The sequence below is a fragment of the Halobacillus sp. A1-3 genome, assembly GCF_050971765.1.
GTDB classification, from domain to species: Bacteria; Bacillota; Bacilli; order Bacillales; family Halobacillaceae; genus Halobacillus; species Halobacillus mangrovi_B.
Map to the genome: position 1 here is coordinate 130,695 of NZ_JBPCEO010000004.1, position 19,344 is coordinate 150,038.

17 protein-coding genes are annotated in these 19,344 nt (G+C 41.6%); all 17 read left to right on the forward strand.

Annotated features, from left to right (window positions below; genetic code table 11):
• The first annotated feature begins 56 nt into the window (after nucleotides 1-56).
• The 17 genes from pnp (at nucleotide 57) to yfmF (ending at nucleotide 19,344) form a co-directional block, all read left to right on the forward strand.
• Nucleotides 57-2,180 (forward strand): polyribonucleotide nucleotidyltransferase, encoded by a 2,124-nt coding sequence (gene pnp, locus ACRYKC_RS08490; RefSeq protein ID WP_433806305.1) that lies wholly within the window; start codon nucleotides 57-59, stop codon nucleotides 2,178-2,180.
• A gap of 141 nt (nucleotides 2,181-2,321) precedes the next feature.
• Nucleotides 2,322-3,248, forward strand: a complete 927-nt coding sequence (locus tag ACRYKC_RS08495; protein WP_433806306.1) for a polysaccharide deacetylase family protein — start codon at nucleotides 2,322-2,324, stop codon at nucleotides 3,246-3,248.
• Nucleotides 3,249-3,263: 15 nt separating this feature from the next.
• A complete protein-coding gene (locus ACRYKC_RS08500; protein WP_433806307.1) occupies nucleotides 3,264-3,497 on the forward strand; it encodes a YlmC/YmxH family sporulation protein in 234 nt (77 codons plus the stop codon).
• A 113-nt stretch (nucleotides 3,498-3,610) separates the two neighbouring features.
• Nucleotides 3,611-4,510 carry a dipicolinic acid synthetase subunit A gene (gene dpaA, locus ACRYKC_RS08505; RefSeq protein WP_433806308.1) on the forward strand — a complete coding sequence of 300 codons (900 nt, stop codon included), beginning with the start codon at nucleotides 3,611-3,613 and terminating at the stop codon, nucleotides 4,508-4,510.
• Entirely contained in the window at nucleotides 4,503-5,099 is a 597-nt protein-coding gene (locus ACRYKC_RS08510; protein WP_433806309.1) for a dipicolinate synthase subunit B, read from the forward strand. The genes dpaA and ACRYKC_RS08510 overlap by 8 nt, the downstream gene beginning before the upstream one ends.
• Before the next feature lie 104 nt (nucleotides 5,100-5,203).
• Nucleotides 5,204-6,250, forward strand: a complete 1,047-nt coding sequence (gene asd / locus ACRYKC_RS08515; protein ID WP_433806310.1) for an aspartate-semialdehyde dehydrogenase — start codon at nucleotides 5,204-5,206, stop codon at nucleotides 6,248-6,250.
• Nucleotides 6,251-6,275: 25 nt separating this feature from the next.
• Nucleotides 6,276-7,517 (forward strand): aspartate kinase, encoded by a 1,242-nt coding sequence (gene dapG, locus ACRYKC_RS08520; RefSeq protein WP_433806311.1) that lies wholly within the window; start codon nucleotides 6,276-6,278, stop codon nucleotides 7,515-7,517.
• The gene (dapA, locus tag ACRYKC_RS08525; protein WP_433806312.1) at nucleotides 7,514-8,386 is read left to right on the forward strand and encodes a 4-hydroxy-tetrahydrodipicolinate synthase; all 873 of its coding nucleotides are present in this window, start codon (nucleotides 7,514-7,516) and stop codon (nucleotides 8,384-8,386) included. The genes dapG and dapA overlap by 4 nt, the downstream gene beginning before the upstream one ends.
• Before the next feature lie 186 nt (nucleotides 8,387-8,572).
• Complete coding sequence (locus tag ACRYKC_RS08530; RefSeq protein WP_433806313.1) at nucleotides 8,573-9,307, forward strand: ClpP family protease; 735 nt, start codon at nucleotides 8,573-8,575, stop codon at nucleotides 9,305-9,307.
• Complete coding sequence (locus ACRYKC_RS08535) at nucleotides 9,304-9,507, forward strand: YlzJ-like family protein (protein ID WP_433806314.1); 204 nt, start codon at nucleotides 9,304-9,306, stop codon at nucleotides 9,505-9,507. Before ACRYKC_RS08530 ends, ACRYKC_RS08535 begins: the two co-directional genes overlap by 4 nt.
• Before the next feature lie 160 nt (nucleotides 9,508-9,667).
• Nucleotides 9,668-11,977, forward strand: a complete 2,310-nt coding sequence (locus ACRYKC_RS08540; protein ID WP_433806315.1) for a DNA translocase FtsK — start codon at nucleotides 9,668-9,670, stop codon at nucleotides 11,975-11,977.
• 289 nt (nucleotides 11,978-12,266) lie between these two features.
• The gene (locus ACRYKC_RS08545; protein ID WP_433806316.1) at nucleotides 12,267-12,992 is read left to right on the forward strand and encodes a GntR family transcriptional regulator; all 726 of its coding nucleotides are present in this window, start codon (nucleotides 12,267-12,269) and stop codon (nucleotides 12,990-12,992) included.
• A gap of 105 nt (nucleotides 12,993-13,097) precedes the next feature.
• Nucleotides 13,098-14,231: a BMP family lipoprotein gene (locus ACRYKC_RS08550; protein WP_433806317.1), complete on the forward strand. Its 1,134-nt coding sequence runs from the start codon at nucleotides 13,098-13,100 to the stop codon at nucleotides 14,229-14,231.
• 154 nt (nucleotides 14,232-14,385) lie between these two features.
• Nucleotides 14,386-15,912, forward strand: coding sequence for an ABC transporter ATP-binding protein (locus tag ACRYKC_RS08555; RefSeq protein WP_433806318.1), 1,527 nt, complete (start codon nucleotides 14,386-14,388; stop codon nucleotides 15,910-15,912).
• Nucleotides 15,913-16,959: an ABC transporter permease gene (locus ACRYKC_RS08560; protein WP_433806319.1), complete on the forward strand. Its 1,047-nt coding sequence runs from the start codon at nucleotides 15,913-15,915 to the stop codon at nucleotides 16,957-16,959.
• Nucleotides 16,960-17,919, forward strand: a complete 960-nt coding sequence (locus ACRYKC_RS08565) for an ABC transporter permease (protein ID WP_433806320.1) — start codon at nucleotides 16,960-16,962, stop codon at nucleotides 17,917-17,919.
• 141 nt (nucleotides 17,920-18,060) lie between these two features.
• Nucleotides 18,061-19,344 carry an EF-P 5-aminopentanol modification-associated protein YfmF gene (yfmF, locus tag ACRYKC_RS08570; RefSeq protein ID WP_433806321.1) on the forward strand — a complete coding sequence of 428 codons (1,284 nt, stop codon included), beginning with the start codon at nucleotides 18,061-18,063 and terminating at the stop codon, nucleotides 19,342-19,344.

The window sequence follows — 19,344 nt, forward strand, 5'->3', positions numbered from 1 at the left end:
TGAATATAGACCCTTGGATTGTACAAGAGAGTTATTTGAGAGGAGTTAGGTTCTTTATGGCAGAAGAAAAACAAGTGTTTTCAATTGATGTTGCCGGGCGCACATTTTCTGTTGAAATCGGTGAACTAGCTAAACAGGCAAATGGAGCAGCCCTTATTCATTATGGAGATACAACCGTCCTATCGACCGCTACCGGTTCGAAGGAACCAAAGGATTTGCCATTTTTTCCTTTGACAGTAAATTATGAAGAGCGTCTATACGCTGTAGGTAAAATTCCAGGTGGCTTTATTAAACGTGAAGGCCGTCCAAGCGATAAGGCGGTGCTTGCATCCCGTTTGATTGACCGTCCAATTCGTCCTTTATTCCCTGAAGGGTTCAGGAATGATGTCCAAGTGATTAGCTCAGTAATGAGTGTGGATCAAGATTGTTCTTCAGAAATGGCAGCAATGCTAGGATCTTCGATTTCATTAGGAGTTTCCGACATTCCTTTTGACGGGCCAATTGCAGGTGTGATTGTTGGACGAGTTGATGGAGAATTTGTAATCAACCCTACGATCGAGCAAGAGGAAAAAAGTGATATTGACTTAACGGTTGCAGGAACTAAAGATGCTATTAACATGGTGGAAGCTGGTGCTCAGGAAGTATCTGAAGCTGATATGCTTGAAGCCATTATGTTTGGTCACGAGGAAATTAAGCGTCTAGTTGCATTCCAAGAAGAAATCATTGAAGCAGTTGGTCGTGAAAAAATGGAAGTAAAACTGTTCGACCTTGATAAGGAATTGAAAGAGAAGGTTGAAGCTGAAGCTCTAGATACTATTGTCTCCGCAATTAAGACCGAAGAAAAGAAAGCTCGTGAAGCAGCAATTGATGAAGCGAAACAAGGAATTATCACTTCCTATGAAGAAATGGAAGCGGACGAGGAGACATTGAAGCAAGTAGGGGCGATTCTAGATGACATCGTCAAAGCTGAAGTTCGTCGACTCATAACAAAAGAGAACATTCGTCCAGATGGACGCGGCGTGGATGAAATTCGTCCATTAACGTCACGTGTAGGACTCCTTCCAAGGACGCATGGTTCTGGACTTTTCACACGAGGACAGACGCAGGCTCTAAGTGTTTGTACATTAGGAGCACTAGGAGATGTCCAAATCCTTGATGGATTAGACTTAGAGGAATCTAAGCGCTTTATGCACCACTACAATTTCCCGAAATTCTCTGTTGGGGAAACAGGCCCGATCCGTGGACCTGGACGTCGTGAAATTGGTCACGGAGCTTTAGGAGAACGTGCACTAGAAGTGGTTGTTCCATCTGAAACTGAGTTCCCATATACCATCCGTCTTGTATCTGAAGTATTGGAATCAAATGGATCTACATCACAAGCAAGTATTTGTGCAAGTACACTTGCTATGATGGATGCTGGAGTTCCAATTAAAGCTCCTGTTGCTGGTATTGCTATGGGTCTAGTCAAATCAGGTAATGATTACACGATCCTTACAGATATCCAAGGGATGGAAGATGCACTTGGAGACATGGACTTTAAAGTAGCGGGAACAGAAAAAGGCATTACTGCCCTTCAAATGGACATTAAGATTGAAGGTTTATCACGTGAAATTCTAGAAGAAGCTTTAGACCAAGCTAAAAAAGGCCGGATGGAAATCTTAGGTCACATGCTTGGGACACTGCCAGAAACGCGTAATGAACTTTCACGTTATGCACCAAAGATTATGACAATGAAGATCAACCCAGACAAGATTCGCGATGTTATCGGACCTAGCGGTAAACAAATCAATCAAATCATTGATGACACTGGGGTTAAGATTGACATTGAACAAGACGGAACAGTCTTTATCTCTTCAACTGACGCTGCTATGAATGCTTCTGCACAAAAGATAATTGAAGATATTGTACGAGAAGTAGAAGTTGGAGAAGTCTATGATGGCAAGGTGAAACGCATTGAGAAGTTTGGAGCTTTCGTTGAGCTGTTTAAAGGAAAAGAAGGTCTTGTTCATATTTCAGAGATGGCAGAAGAGCGTATCGGAAAAGTTGAAGATATTGTTTCCATCGGAGATTCGTTGAGAGTCAAGGTTAAGGAAATTGATAACCAGGGTCGTATCAACCTTTCTCGTAAAGCTGTCCTTATCGATGAAAAGAAGAAGGAAGAGGCGAATACTGAGCAATAATGGTACTTTCAGATCGATGCTGAGGTAAAGGATCGATCTGATCCTCAAGAAAAGAAACTGGCTTGCCAGTCTCTTTTTTTTGCCTGAAAATGGTCTACTGCCTTCGATCCACCCATACACTTTGCTTAGGGGTGGATTTCTATGAAGCTAAGAACAGTACTGATCATTTCAATGAGCTTTTTTTTCTTTTTAGGAATTGGACTTGCTTACCTGGTTCAAAAACCTGCCGATTTTACGGCAAGTCAAAATAAAGATCCTCTATACTTGAAAATCCTTGAAGAAAAGGACGAATATGAATGGGAAGCTCAAAATGCTCGCATTGATTCCGTGTGGAAGAAAACGCCGGGTATTGTAGGGCGAAAAGTTGATGTAGACGCATCTTATAAGAAGATGAAGAAAAAAGGAAACTTCGATGAAAATCTTTTCGTGTACAAGCTGATTCAACCTAAAGTATCCCTTAACGACCTTCCTGCCTCTCCAATTTACCGTGGACACCCCGATAAAGAAATGGTTGCCTTTTTAATTAACGTCTCCTGGGGAGAAGAGTATTTGCCTGGGATGATTGAAACGCTGGCCAAACACCAGGTCAAGGCTACTTTCTTTATAGACGGTGCGTTTGCTAATGACTTTACTGACCTTGTGCAAATCATTGAGGAACAAGGTCACACGCTAGGCAGTCATGGATACCAACACAAAGACATGGGGAAAATGTCCAAGTCCGAAGCTAAACTAAATCTTGAACAGGCAGATGAGATGTTATTTGCCCTCACTAAAACGAAAATTAAATACTTTGCCCCTCCGTCTGGTAGTTACAATCAGATGACAGTAGAAGCGGCTTCGGATTTAGGGATGGAAACCATTCTTTGGACTGTAGATACCATTGACTGGCAGAAGCCGACTAAAGAAGTACTCCTGCAACGAGTAATGAGTAAACTTCATAACGGGGCGACTATTCTGATGCATCCGACTGAAGTGACTGAATCAAGCTTGTCTGACTTAATCAAGCAAATTAAGAAAGAAGGGTATAGAATTGGTTCTCTTCCTATCTTATTAAGTGAAGAACGTTAATGAGGAGATGGGTGAATGAGACTAAAATCATTGGCCAAAAAAGAAGTCATTGATGTGGAGAGTGGTGCAAAGTTAGGTGTTCTCGGGAAAGCTGATTTAATCATAGAACCAGAAAGCGGACAAATAAAATCCCTTGTCATCCTGAACCATAGCCTTATGGGGATTGGTTCTATGAGGAAGGAAATGGTTATCAATTGGGAGCAAATCACAACCATTGGAGAAGATATCATTCTACTAAGAAAGACTTAGATCAACCACAGCGACTGCTGTGGTTTTTTATTTTGCTTTCAAAATCACTAACTGTGCTTTACGGCATAGGATACAAAGAGATATATGATCATAGAAAAAAGGAGACATCCGGCATGTTAACAGGTTATCACGTAGCAGTAATAGGGGGAGATGCCCGGCAAATCGAAATCATCCGTCGTCTTAACGAATGGAATGCCAACGTTTATTTAGCCGGTTTCGATCAACTGAACGAAAGCTTCACAGAAGCGATCGATCTGGATGTTGAATCCAAGCAAGTGGAGAAGTTAGATGCCATCATTCTTCCGGTAGCCGGGACGGATGATCAAGGAAGAATCGATGGGATATTTACCAATCGACTAATCCAGCTTGATGAAAGTTGGCTGAAAAACACCCCAGAGCATTGCACGATTTTTACTGGCATTACCAATCCATATTTAAATGAGTTGACCGATAAAGTTAACCGTACACTGATTCCTTTAATGGATCGTGACGATGTTGCTATTTATAATTCGATTCCCACTGTTGAAGGTACTTTATTATTAATTATTCAACACACTGATTTTACGATTCACGGTTCTCAAGTTATTATCCTTGGGCTAGGCCGTGTTGGAATGGGGCTTGCGAGAACATTTCATCAGCTTGGAGCAGAGGTTTCCGTCGGAGTTCGATCTACAAAAAGTGCAGCAAGAGTTTATGAAATGGGATTAACCCCGATCAATATGAATGACGTCAAAAATGAAAATATGGAATGCGATATTTTGATTAACACTGTTCCTCACTTAGTTGTCGACTCTTTAATCATTAAGCAGCTGCCTTCACATGCTTTAATAGTTGATTTAGCATCAAAACCTGGTGGAACGGATTTCAAATTTGCTGAGAAGCGGGGTATTAAAGCCATTCTTGCTCCAGGATTACCAGGCATTGTCGCTCCAAAAACTGCAGGTAGAATAATAGCTGATGTTGTTTCTCATTTATTGGTAAGCCAAGTTAGAAAGGAGACCGAAGATGAGTAAATTAAAAGGTAAAGTAGTAGGTTTTGGACTTACGGGATCCCATTGTACCTATGATGAAGTGTTTCCTGTGATGCAGGAACTGGTTGATATGGGGGCAAAAGTTATTCCAGTTTTGTCATATACCGTCCAAAAAACGGATACACGATTTGGTGATGCTGCTGATCATTTAGTAAGGATCAAAGAAATCACTGGTGAAGAACCGATCATGACGATTCCTGATGCTGAACCATTAGGTCCAAAACGACCGCTTGACTGTATGGTAATTGCACCGATGACAGGCAACTCAACGAGTAAATTTGCCAATGCTCTTACAGACTCACCTGTTCTGATGGCAGCTAAAGCTACTCTCCGAAATGGAAGTCCAGTTGTAGTAGCTGTTTCTACTAATGATGCTCTAGGGTTAAACGGAGTCAACATCATGAGGTTAATGGCTACAAAGAACATTTATTTCGTCCCACTTGGGCAGGATCATCCTTATAAAAAGCCAAATTCACTTGTTGCCGATATGACACTCATCCCTAAAACCATCGAGTCCGCTATTCAAGGAATTCAGTTACAACCTGTTCTAATTGAACGTTATCAAAGTTAATTCACTTTTTCATACCAGAAGATTGGCGAAGTATGATAGAATAACGAAAATAGTGACATATCTTACTATTCTAACAACAATCAGATGAGAAAGGGGATACTCAAATGAGTCAAAAAAACACTTATAACGTTGCTGTAGTCGGTGCTACAGGAGCTGTTGGGCAGAAAATGCTAGAAACTTTAGAAGATCGTAACTTTCCTATCAATGAATTGAAACTACTCTCCTCCAGTCGTTCCGCTGGTTCGAAATTGAGATTTAAGAGTCAGGAGCTTGTGGTGGAGGAAGCTACACCGGATAGCTTCGAAGGAATTGATATTGCTCTCTTTTCCGCTGGAGGATCTGTTTCTAAGAAGTTTGCTCCAGAGGCAGTAAAACGTGGCGCAGTAGTTATTGATAATACGAGTGCTTACCGTATGGCTCAGGATGTACCCCTGGTCGTTCCGGAAGTCAACGAAGCAGATATTCAAAACCATCAAGGAATTATCGCTAATCCGAACTGTTCTACAATCCAAATGGTTGCGGCTCTGGAACCTTTAAGAGATGCATTAGGACTTTCACGAGTGCTTGTATCTACTTATCAAGCAGTTTCAGGAGCAGGGAACGAGGCAGCAGATGAGCTTAGAGAGCAGTCTCAGGCATTTCTTGATGGAGAAGAATTGAATGCGAACATTCTCCCTGTTAAAGGAGATGAGAAGCATTATCCAATCGCATTCAATGCCCTTCCTCAAATCGATGTATTTCAAGAAAATGGATATACATTTGAGGAAATGAAAATGATTAATGAAACGAAAAAAATTATGCACATGCCAAATCTATCTGTTGCAGCCACTTGCGTTCGTCTGCCTTTCTTTACCTCTCACGCAGAGAGTGTTTATATCGAAGTAGAAAAAGATGGAGTTACTGTGGAAGAAGTGAAGCAATTGCTATCACAGGCACCTGGGATCGTTCTCGAAGATGATCCTGATAGTCAAAAGTATCCGACACCTCTTAGTTCAGCAGGCAAGAGAGATATATTTGTCGGCCGTGTCCGCAGAGATTTGGATAACGAACATGGATTCCATCTATGGGTAGTTTCAGATAATTTATTAAAGGGTGCTGCCTGGAATTCTGTCCAAATCGCAGAACGAATTATCGCAAATCAGTGGCTTTAATTTTACGATAAGCTGAGGTGGCCTAATGAAACTTCTTGTTCAAAAGTTTGGAGGAACCTCCGTCCGGGATACTGAAAGCAGATCTCGGGCGATTACTCATGTAAAAAAAGCTTTGAATGATGGTTACAAAGTCGTCGTCACTGTTTCTGCTATGGGAAGAAAAGGGAGTCCATATGCAACAGATACGCTGCTAGGGCTCATTGATTTTCCAAATATGAACGTCTCACCAAGAGAACAGGACCTCCTGATGTCCTGTGGTGAGACGATTTCATCTATTGTTTTTTCTCATGAGCTTTCAAAAGAAGGAATCCCTTCGGTATCGCTTACAGGAGCTCAAGCAGGTTTTCTAACTACAGATGATTTTACGAAGGCAAAGATAATTCATATGAATCCTTCAAGAATCCTTCAGGAGCTTGAAACGTATGATGTCGTCGTAGTTGCTGGTTTCCAGGGTCAGACACAAAAAGGAGAAACCACAACAATCGGCCGTGGAGGTAGTGATACGACAGCCGCTGCTTTAGGAGCAGCTCTGTCAGCCGAGTATATAGACATTTTCACTGATGTAGAGGGAATTATGACAGCGGACCCGCGATTAGTCGAGTCCGCACGTCCCCTCAATGTTATAACGTATAATGAAATTTGCAATTTGGCTTACCAGGGAGCGAAAGTGATTCATCCGCGTGCTGTAGAGATCGCAATGTACGCTAAAGTTCCGATAAGGGTGCGTTCCACCTATTCTGATCTGCCTGGTACCCTCGTTTCAGGAACGAAAGACGGCAATCTCGGAAAAGATATTTCCGACAGGACCGTTACAGGTATTGCACACATTTTAGGTCTAACTCAAATAAAGGTTCAGTCAAAAGAAGATCCTTCAAAACTGCAATCTGATGTATTTAAATCTATGGCATCTGCCAATATATCAGTCGACTTCATCAACATTTCTCCTAGTGGGGTCGTTTATACCATTGACTCTATATTTACTGAAAAGGCTACCCGCATTTTAAAAGACCTCGGATATGAACCTGAAATAAAAGAAGGATGTGCGAAAGTATCCACCGTAGGAGCAGGGATTACCGGATTACCTGGGGTAACCGCCACAATTGTTCAATCCTTAACCGACTCAGGAATACAAATTCTTCAATCAGCTGATTCACACACCACCATATGGGTGCTGATAAAGGAAACGGACCTTGTTCAGGCAGTTAACGCCCTTCATGATGCATTCAAATTGAATAAGGAAGTTCTGAAAGGGGAAACACTTAAATGAATTTCGGGAAAGTCTTAACAGCCATGGTTACCCCTTTTGACCACCATGGAAACGTCGATTTTAATAAGACGACGGTTTTAGTTGAGTATTTACTTGCCAATGGATCTGACGGTTTAGTGGTTACAGGAACAACAGGAGAATCCCCCACGCTTTTGGTGGAAGAAAAAGTGGCCTTATGGAAGCACGTTGTCAAAACGGTGAATGGTCGTGTGCCAGTTATTGCAGGTGCGGGAAGCAACAGTACGGAAGACTCCATCACACTTGCAAATAAAGCAGAGGATGCAGGGGTAGACGCAGTTATGCTCGTAGCCCCTTATTATAATAAACCTAGTCAAAAAGGTTTGTATGAACATTTTAGGACGATAGCCGCTTCCTTGCGGATACCAGTCATGATTTACAATGTACCTGGACGTTCGGTTGTTCGCATTGAATCTAAAACCATTATCGAGTTATCTAAAATTCCAAATGTTGTTTCTGTAAAAGAAGCCACAGGTGACCTCGACAGTATGGCGGAAATCATCCAGCAAACAGATGAGCATTTTAGCTTGTATAGCGGTGATGATAACCTCACTCTTCCAGCCTATGTGATCGGAGCAAACGGTATCGTATCTGTTTCCGCACACGTGATTGGAAATGAAATGCAGGAAATGCTTACTCTATATGAAGCAGGAAAAGTAAAAGAGGCCGCTATTCTCCATCGCAAATTACTCCCTATTTTCAACGGAATGTTCAGCGCTCCATCACCCACCCCGGTAAAAGCCGCCCTGAAATTGAAAGGTCTTGATACAGGAGGCGTACGTTTACCGCTCGTATCATTAACTGAAGATGAAGAAGCATTTATTCAAAACTTAATGGATGATCTATCATAAAGATTAACCGGTGATAACTCACCGGTTTTGTTTTTTTCCATTCTGGAACACACAATTTAGAGATCTTCCTTGCGGAGAAAGTGGCAAACTTCCTTGGACTGGTAATAAAGTGCTTTGGTAAATCTTTGTATGATACATCCTTCGCTGAGTCATACTACGATAAAAGAGCGAAAGGAGTTCTCACCTATGAAAGACGATTCTTCTCAAGGGCAAGATAAAGGACAAGAAAAAGATCCGTCAAAGTCCTCTTTAGTTGATAAGATTCAACAATTAGGACAAACAAATGTCCCACAGCCTGCAGATTCAAATATTCATGTATTACCTGTGATCGGACAAGTGGAGGGACACGTGCAGCTTCCTTCCCAAAACAAAACGACCAAATATGAACATCTCATTCCTCAACTGATCGCAATCGAGCAAAACCCTAAAATTGAAGGGTTAGTTGTCCTATTAAATACGGTTGGAGGAGATGTAGAGGCTGGATTGGCTATCTCTGAGATGATTGCTTCGCTTTCGAAGCCTACAGTATCCATCGTACTTGGAGGAGGACATTCGATAGGGGTTCCTATCGCTGTTTCAGCAGACTATTCATTCATCGTCGAAACAGCAACAATGACAATCCATCCAATCCGCATGACAGGGCTTGTTATAGGGGTACCCCAAACGTTCGAATATATGGATAAGATGCAAGAGCGTGTCGTCAATTTTGTAACAAGACATTCGGATGTAGAAGAAGAAAAGTTCAAAGAGCTTATGTTTGCAAAAGGGAATCTAACAAGAGATATAGGAACGAACGTCGTTGGTCAACAGGCTGTCGATCATGGATTGATCGATGCAGTTGGAGGCGTGAAGGAAGCGATGGAAAAATTAAACGAAATGATTAAAACAAACAAAGGTAATGAGAATCAGGTGGTCCAATGATTTTATATACCCCACTCAGTGAACATGATATATTTCCTTCTCAAGATAGTGGAGAAGTTACTTATCAACAGCACAAAAATTGTCCGATAAAATGCAGGGATATGGGGGATGGGCGAAAACAGATTGTTCAAGTCCTTTCTACAGATCCTTCACACTATATGGATCCTCAATTACAACCGGGACAATGGTTGGACTCGTAACACCTCAGTAAGCTGTGGTATAATAAAGATAACTGTCAGTCAGGATGTCGAGTTTGTTTTCTTCTGAATAGGAAGAGGCAATCGGCATCCTTCTGTTTTCAGTTCAACTATTGATCAGATTGATTGACTGTAATTCTTTATTACGGAGGTGTTTACTTATATGGCTAGAAAGCGCAAATCCAAGTCGAAGTCGAATAAGAAAAAGTCAGGATTCAAGGAGCAAGTGAAGTTTGAATTATTTGGACTTTTCTTTTTATTCATAGCTGTTTTCGGAAGCGGGGCTTCTGCCATAAGCGATGGCGCGATTCCAGGTGGTCTCGAACGATTGTGGCAGTTTTTATTTGGAGTCTGGTACTTTATTGCTTCAATTTTCTTTCTCGTACTTGGTATTTATCTAATGGTGAAAAGGAAATGGCCAACATTCCTACATAAGAAGCTTATTGGTATTTATATTATCATCACGGCCTTGCTCCTTTTTACACACTTAGAGACGCTATCGGAGGAGTTAGTTGCTGGAAATGGCTCTATTCTCGGCCTTACATGGGACAGAATCACGACTATGATGAGAGGGGAAACTTCTTTTTACAGCATAGGCGGAGGGCTTTCAGGAGCTGTTTTGCTTTCGATCACTTACTATCTCTTTTCAGGGGTAGGAGCGGCCATCGTCTCCTTTTTCCTCTTCATCGTTGGTATAATCTTTGTCAGTGAGTGGTCGATTGGAGAGTTGTTTTCCAAACTCGGAGTGAGATTTAAAGCACTTGGTAAAGAGCAGCTTGAACGAATGAAGGAGAAGAAAACACAACGAAGAAAAGACATAACAGAAGACGCAGAGGAAACGACTGTCCTCGAAATCAGCGATTCCACTGAACCAGAAGATTCATATGATACTGCAGAGCCGATCATTCAGGATTTCACTGACCATGCATACTCGAGCGAAGGACCACTTGGAATAACTTCTTCACAAAAGAGTGATGATAGTTCTAGTGATTCAGATGAGGAAACCAGCTTAGAGAAGTCGATGCCAACAGCTGAACTTGAGAACTTTGATTATCAACTCCCAGGGTTCGAATTATTGGATGAACCAACCTCAAGCCCTCAGAGTCAAGGGAGGTCTCACATTCAAGCGACCGTTAGAAAGCTTGAGAAGACGTTTCAAAGTTTCGGTGTAAAAGCAAAAGTCACAAAAGTTCACGTAGGACCCGCGGTTACGAAATACGAAGTTTATCCAGACGTAGGGGTAAAGGTTAGTAAAATCGTTAATTTGAATGACGATTTGGCACTTGCTTTAGCTGCAAAAGACATACGGATTGAAGCTCCGATTCCTGGGAAGTCTGCAGTAGGTATTGAAGTTCCAAATCAGGAAGTCTCAATGGTTTCGCTTAGGGAAGTGTTGGAAACAGGTAAATCAAATCCTGAATCTAAATTAAGCTTCGCCCTGGGTCGGGATATTTCCGGAGAGGCTGTAATGTCTGAACTGAACAAGATGCCACACCTTCTGGTTGCTGGTGCGACCGGAAGTGGTAAAAGTGTGTGTATCAATGGAATTATCACGAGTATTTTAATGCGCGCAAAGCCCCATGAAGTGAAAATGATGATGATAGATCCCAAAAAAGTCGAGTTGAACGTTTATAACGGTATTCCTCATCTTCTTGCCCCTGTGGTGACGGATCCAAAAAAAGCATCGCGTGCACTGAAAAAAGTCGTTTCAGAAATGGAGCGTAGATATGATCTATTTTCAGACACAGGGACAAGGAATATCGAAAGCTATAACGAGTACGTGAAGAAACATAATAAGGAAAATGAGGATACGCAGCCTCAGCTTCCTTATATTGTTGTATTAGTAGACGAGTTAGCTGACCTTATGATGGTAGCTTCTAACGAAGTGGAAGATGCGATCACTAGACTGGCACAAATGGCCCGAGCTGCTGGTATTCACTTGATAATTGCAACTCAAAGACCTTCAGTAGACGTAATCACAGGTGTTATTAAGGCAAATATTCCGTCAAGAATTGCCTTCAGTGTTTCCTCGCAGACAGATTCTAGAACTATTTTAGATTCTGGAGGAGCTGAGAAGCTTCTTGGGAGAGGGGACATGCTGTTTACTCCTGTTGGTGCTAACAAACCAACGCGCGTTCAGGGAGCCTTTTTGAGTGATGATGAGGTCGAAAGGGTCGTTAACTTCTGTGTTGAGCAACAGCGTGCACAATATCAGGAGGAAATGATTCCTGAGGAAGAAAGCGAAGTGAAGCAGGAAGTTGACGATGATCTATACCCAGAAGCTGTTCAAATGGTCATAGAAATGCAAAGCGCTAGTGTATCTATGATTCAGAGAAGGTTTCGGGTTGGGTACACAAGAGCAGCCAGATTGATCGATGCAATGGAGGATAATGGAATTGTAGGTCCATACGAAGGAAGTAAACCAAGGTCTGTTCTTGTATCTCAGGTTACAGAAGAGCAGTCTTCTGGTTAGTATCTGTATAGGGTTTTAATGATAGAGGCTACTGTTTGGGCAGTAGTCTCTTCTTTTTGAGTCTAAGTATCCATTTCATAATCCTTAGCCGTACGTTTCGGGGTCTCAGGTCCTTCTATTTGTAAATATTCCTGTAATACTTTTAACACTGTTGTAATAAAAAACAGAAAAATGTCCTAATTCTATTTATTTATTCACCGAATAGTGTTATATTATTCTCGAAATGTGATGTGTCGAACGTCAGATGTCAGATCTCTGATGATAGCTTAATAGAGTTGGAGTGAACGAAATGTCGATTAGACAAGATACTCGTCACCTATATTTACAGGTGATTGAGCAGATAAAACGTGATATTGAAAACGGTATCTATTTGGAAAAGCAGAAACTGCCTTCCGAATTTCAACTTTCAAAATCCCTAGGAGTTTCTAGAGCTACCCTAAGAGAGGCTTTGAGAATATTAGAGGAAGAAGGGGTAGTTACTCGTAGACATGGTGTAGGTACATTTGTAAACCCTAAACCACTGTTTACTTCTGGCATTGAAGAGCTTGATAGTGTTACCGGAATGATATTAAGTTCTGGAATGACGCCTGGATCACAGTATCTTTCTGCTGACCTAGTAGAGCCAACGGAAGAAGACAGAAGAAGGTTCTCTGATGAACATCTGCATAGGTTGGCAAAGCTTGAAAGGGTAAGGACAGCGGATGATCAGCCTGTTGTCTACTGTGTAGATAAAATTCCAGAAGGTCTCATCCCGCTTGATCATGTAAAAGAGGCCGATTCACTTTTTCAGATATTTGAAAGCTATACCGGGGAGACGATCAGCTATGCTGTCACCCATATTGAACCGATTGGCTACCACGAAAGAATTTCCCCTATCTTAAATTGCGAACCTGAGCAAGCCTTGCTTTTATTAAAGCAGATGCACTATACACAAGATGATGTTCCGGTCATTTTTTCAAATAACTATTTTCGGGCTGATAAATTCAGCTTTCATGTTTTAAGAAAAAGAGTGTAAGGGCTTACATTTGTGGGAGGATATTTTTAGGAGGTGAGGCCGGTCACATTAGAGGCGAATGGTTAGTTGCTGGAAACACCTGATATTCAACAAACTTAGGGGGTAATGGTTTTGTTAAAAAATCGTCGTTTTCTTTTAGTTTTTGCATTACTTTTAACTATTGGTTTGGTGTTAGGAGCTTGCGGATCTTCTGATGATGGAGGAGAAACAAGTGGAGGTTCAAATGATTCAGGCAACAACGATCAAAATGCTGAAGAGGGCGGTAACGGCGACTTTTCAGTAGCCATGGTAACAGACGTTGGTGGAGTGGATGACAAATCCTTCAACCAATCTGCATGGGAAGGGCTGCAAGCCTTCGGTGAGGAAAACGGCCTTAGCAAGGGAGAAGGATTCGATTACGCTCAATCAGAAAGTGATGCTGATTATACAACGAACCTAAACCGTTTAGTCCGTCAAGACTATAACTTAATTTTTGGAATTGGATACTTACTACAGCCGGCAATTGAAGAGGTTGCAGGTCAATACCCTGAAACTAACTTCGCGATTGTTGACTCTGTAGCAGAAGGCGATAATGTTGCCAGTATCACGTTTAAAGAACACCAGGGATCTTTCCTTGCTGGTGTTGCTGCTGCTAAGAAAACGAAATCCAATCAGGTTGGATTTGTCGGCGGAGTTGAAGGCGACTTGATTAAGAAGTTTGAATCAGGATTTGTGGCAGGTGTTAAGTCTGTGAATGCTGATATTCAAGTGGATGTCCAATATGCTGAAAGTTTTGCTGCTGCTGATAAAGGAAAATTGATCGCTTCTAATATGTATTCTAAAGGGATCGATGTCATTTACCATGCATCTGGTGCAACTGGTAACGGTGTATTTGCTCAAGCAAAAGACCTTAAAAAGAACAACCCTGATGAAAATGTTTGGGTAATCGGTGTAGACCGAGATCAATATGAAGAAGGTGCCATTGGTGATACAAACGTTACTCTTACTTCTATGGTCAAACGTGTAGACGTTGCGGTAAAAGACGTAGCGACACAGGCAATGAACGGAGAGTTCCCTGGTGGGGAAGTTCTTGAGTACGGTCTAGATGATGATGCGATCAGCATCGCTCGTACAAATGAAGAGGCTCTAAATGAAGATATTATTGGTGCGGTTGAAGAATGGAAGCAAAAAATCGTTAACGGTGATATCGATGTGCCAAGTACTAGAGAAGATCTTGATGGGTATTTAGACTCTCTATAAGTTTATTAGAAGGCTGGTACAAAGCCGGCCTTCTTTTACACTATAAGAAAATCATCAAATGAAGAGCTTATCTTCCGGCCCTCTTCATTTGATGATTTTTTCAAGAGTACGGATATATGGAAAAAGAAGACAACCAGGGGAGTGTGGGAGACGAATGGATTATGTGATTGAGATGCTCAATATTCGTAAGGAATTTCCGGGTATTGTGGCAAATGACAACATCAATCTTCAGGTGAAAAAGGGAGAAATTCATGCCTTGCTCGGGGAAAATGGAGCAGGGAAATCAACCTTGATGAACGTATTGTTTGGCCTCTATCAGCCGGAAAAAGGAGAAATAAGAGTTAGAGGTGAAAAAGCAAACATTACCGATCCTAATGTCGCAAACGCGCTAGGTATCGGGATGGTTCACCAACACTTTATGCTCGTGGATACGTTCACTGTTACAGAGAATATTGTTCTTGGAAGTGAACCCAAAAAAGGGATGACAGTCGATATTAAGCGAGCAGAGAAAGAAGTAAAAGAACTTTCTGAACGCTACGGATTAAATGTAGACCCGAGAGCAAAAATTCGTGATATCTCAGTTGGAATGCAACAAAGAGTGGAAATTTTGAAAACGCTGTACCGTGGTGCGGAAATCCTTATTTTTGATGAGCCTACCGCTGTCTTAACTCCACAAGAGATTAAAGAACTGATTGACATTATGAAAAGTTTAGTTAAAGAAGGAAAATCTATCATCCTGATTACTCATAAATTGAAGGAAATCATGGAAGTTTGTGATCGCTGTACAGTTATTCGTAAGGGGCAAGGCATTGGCACATTGGATGTAGCTGAAACGAATCCAACTGAACTTGCTTCTTTGATGGTCGGCCGCGAAGTCAGCTTCTCTACAGAGAAAACACCGGCAGTTCCTAAAGAAACCTACTTGACCATTAAAGACCTTCGTGTGAAGGATGTGCGGGGAGTGGAAATGGTTAAAGGGTTGAACCTTGAAGTGCGTGCGGGTGAAATCGTAGGGATTGCAGGTGTAGACGGAAATGGTCAGTCCGAACTGATTGAAGCAATTACAGGACTTAGAAAAACCGATTCAGGCACCATACAACTTCATGATAAGGTCATCACTAACTTGACTCCGAGAAAAGTTACCCAGGCAGGGGTTTCCCATATTCCTCAAGATCGCCATAAATTCGGTCTTGTGCTTGATTTTCCTATTGGGGAGAATATGGTGCTTCAAAGTTATTATCAGGAACCATTTTCTAAAAAAGGTGTAATGAACTTTAAAAACATCTATAAAAAAGCCAAGGAACTGATAGACGAATATGATGTGCGAACGCCAGACGTTTATACAAAGGCACGATCGCTGTCAGGAGGAAACCAGCAGAAGGCGATTATCGGACGAGAAGTAGATCGCTCTCCAGACTTGATTATTGCGGCTCAGCCTACACGTGGATTAGATGTAGGTGCTATTGAATTTATTCATAAAAAGCTGATTGAAGAACGTGATAAAGGCCGTGCAGTTCTTCTGCTTTCTTTTGAGCTGGAAGAAATCATGAATCTTAGTGACCGTATTGCTGTGATGTTTGATGGGAAAATTGTAGCTCAAGTGAAGCCTGAAGAAACCAATGAGCAAGACTTAGGTTTATTGATGGCTGGAAATACAGACCAGAAAGCAGGTGGCCAGTAGATGTTTGCCAATCGTACAGTAAATATTCTTATTCCGGTCATTTCGGTTGTATTAGGCTTGCTTTCTGGAGCAATCATTATGGTCGCTTTTGGATATAACCCTGTTGAAGGGTATGCCGCACTATGGAACGGCGCTTTTGGAGATGCTTATTTCTTTGGAGAAACCTTAAGACAAGTCACTCCCTATATCCTTTCAGGTTTAGCTGTAGCATTTGCCTTAAGGACTGGGCTTTTAAACATTGGAGTAGAAGGACAAGTATTTGTGGGCTGGCTCGCTTCCGTGTGGGTTGGAGTAGCCTTTGATTTACCTGGGATTATTCACCTGCCGCTGGCGATTCTTGTTGCAGCGCTTGCAGGAGCTTTCTGGGGATTTATCCCTGGGATTTTGAAAGCTAAACTTGGAGTTCATGAGGTTATTGTTACCATTATGATGAACTACATTGCGCTTTATGTTTCGAATGAAATTGTTCGAAATGTAATTACGGATGGAGAGGATCAGACGGAAAGAATTCCAGCGTCTGCTTCTCTTGCCTCAGAGTGGTTGGCTGGAATGACGTTCTATTCGAGACTCCATTGGGGCTTGCTTGTAGCTTTGTTCATGGCCCTTCTTATGTGGTTTTTCCTTAATAAGACAACGAGAGGGTTTGAACTGCGCTCAGTAGGATTCAACCAACATGCCTCCGAATACGCAGGTATGAGTGTGGGTAAAAACATCGTTTTAGCTATGGTTATTTCAGGAGCATTTGCCGGTCTTGCTGGAGCAATGGAAGGACTGGGCACATTTGGATATATGTCTGTTAAATCTGGTTTTACAAATATAGGCTTTGATGGGATTGCTGTAGCCCTGTTAGGCGCGAACACTGCTCTGGGTGTCGTTTTGGCTGCTTTCTTGTTTGGTACTCTTAAAATAGGTGCATTAAACATGCCTACAGCAGCAGGTGTTCCAACAGAGCTCGTTGAGATCGTAATTGCACTAATCATATTCTTTGTGGCCTCTAGTTATATGATTCGTTGGATTATTTTGCGTTTCAAAAAGGAGGGGAAATAAATGGGGTTTATTGACGTTTTAGCATCCATCATTCCACAGGCACTGTTTTTTGCATCCCCTCTGATTTTTACAGCCTTAGGAGGTGTGTTCAGTGAGCGGTCTGGAATCATTAATATTGGACTTGAGGGTCTTATGGTTATGGGAGCGTTCATTGGGATCGTCTTTAATTTGACCTTCTACGAGACTTTTGGAAGTGCAACTCCATGGGTATCCATTTTGGTCGCAATGGCTTTATCAGCTATTTTTGCGCTCGTCCATGCTGTAGCTTCTATTACATTTCGAGCAGACCAAGTAGTAAGTGGAGTGGCGATTAACTTTTTGGCTTTGGGCATTGGTTTATTCTTAACTAAACAATGGTACGATAAGGGCCAAACGGATATGGTAGAGCGTCCTTTTTACACCACGGACATCCCTGTACTGAGCAAAATCCCTATCCTGGGTGATTTATTCTTCTCAGGAATGTACATCACGTCTTACCTGGCCATCGCTTTTGCGTTCATTGCCTGGTTCATCATTTATAAAACTTCCTTCGGCCTGAGGCTGCGTTCCGTTGGAGAGCATCCGATGGCAGCAGATACGAACGGAATAAATGTTTATGGAATGAGATATGTTGCTGTCATGATCTCAGGTGCACTTGGAGGTCTTGGCGGATCTGTGTTTGCACTGACTATTGCGCTGAATTTTTCCCATGCGACAATTGTCGGTCAAGGGTTTATGTCTCTTGCCGCCGTCATTTTTGGGAAATGGCATCCACTTGGAGCTCTTGGTGCAGCCATTTTCTTTGGCTTCGCACAGAGCTTGAGTATTGTCGGGTCAAGCATTCCGCTATTAGAGGATGTACCGCAAATTTTCTTATTGATTGCTCCATACGTGCTGACGATTCTAGCTTTAGCTGGGTTTATTGGCCGTGCCGAGGCTCCTAAGTCTTTAGGGGAAGCTTATGTAAAAGGAAACCGTTAATCAACAAGACCCGGTGCTATAAAACCGGGTCTAATTTTTTTACTTTTTGAAACATATACCTTAGCATAAGATGTAGCTCATATGGATGAATACACCAATGTGGGTCTATAATAGAAAATAAATAGACAAGGAGGATGGAAGATGAAGATTACCGAAGAGAAATTACTCGATAAACAAGGATATCGATTACATATTCTACCTAGTAAAAAATATAAAACAATTTCAATCGTAGCGAAATTTAAGGCGCCATTGAAACGGGAAGGGATTACAGAAAGGGCTCTTTTACCTCACGTCCTTCAGAAAGCGACAAATAACCATCCCAATGTCCGCTCTTTACAGTCTGCTCTTGAAAACCTATACGGAACGGCTTTGTCTAGCGATGGCTCCAAAAAAGGGGAAAATCATGTCATTAGTTTCAGGATGGAAGTAGTGAATGAAGCTTATCTAAACGATCAGGAACCCATTTTAGAAGAGGCTTTGAAACTTTTCAATGAAGTGTTGTTCGATCCTAAGGTGGATGGTAATGGCTTTGACTCTGAAATTGTCAGCCGAGAAAAGCAAACGCTTGAGCAAAAAATCACATCTATTAAAGACGATAAGATGAGTTATGCAAACCTTAGATTAATGGATCATATGTGTCAAGGGGAACCTTATTCCCTTCATGTACATGGATACCTTGAAGACATGAAAGCGATTACGCCAGAGAATTTATACGATTATTATCGTTCTATGATTGCAAAAGATATGCTTGATGTATATGTAATAGGGGATGTTGATGAAGCATTCATCGAAAAAATGGCGGATCAATTTTTCACTAGAAAAGAAAGCGGAAACGCAGATAATGATCAAGTCTCCGTAGTGAAAGATGTAGACAAAGTCAATGAAATCGTAGAAAAAGAAGAAGTCAATCAAGGGAAGCTTCATATAGGATATCGAACTTATACGAAATTTGGAGATACCGATTATTATGCCCTACAGATTTTTAACGGTATCTTCGGAGGCTTTCCTAGTTCGAAGCTGTTTATGAACGTTCGGGAAAAGCACAGCCTTGCCTATTATGCCGCTTCCCGTTTTGAAAGCCACAAGGGGTTATTACTTGTTTTCAGCGGTATCGACCCTAACGACTTCGATCAAGCCAAATCCATCATTTTAGAACAAATGGAAGCCATGAAAAATGGAGATTTTACAGAAGAACAAGTTAATGAAACAAAAGAACAGGTCATAAATCAGCTTCAAGAAACGATGGATAATGCTAATGGTCTAATTGAAGTACTTTATCATCAGATGATTTCAGGTGCGGAGATGCCAGCTGGAGACCTCATCGATCACATTCGAAAAGTTAACAAACAAGACGTAATTAATATTGCGAATAAGATAGAACTGGATACGATCTACTTCTTAACGAGCAAAGAAGGAGGGGAATAA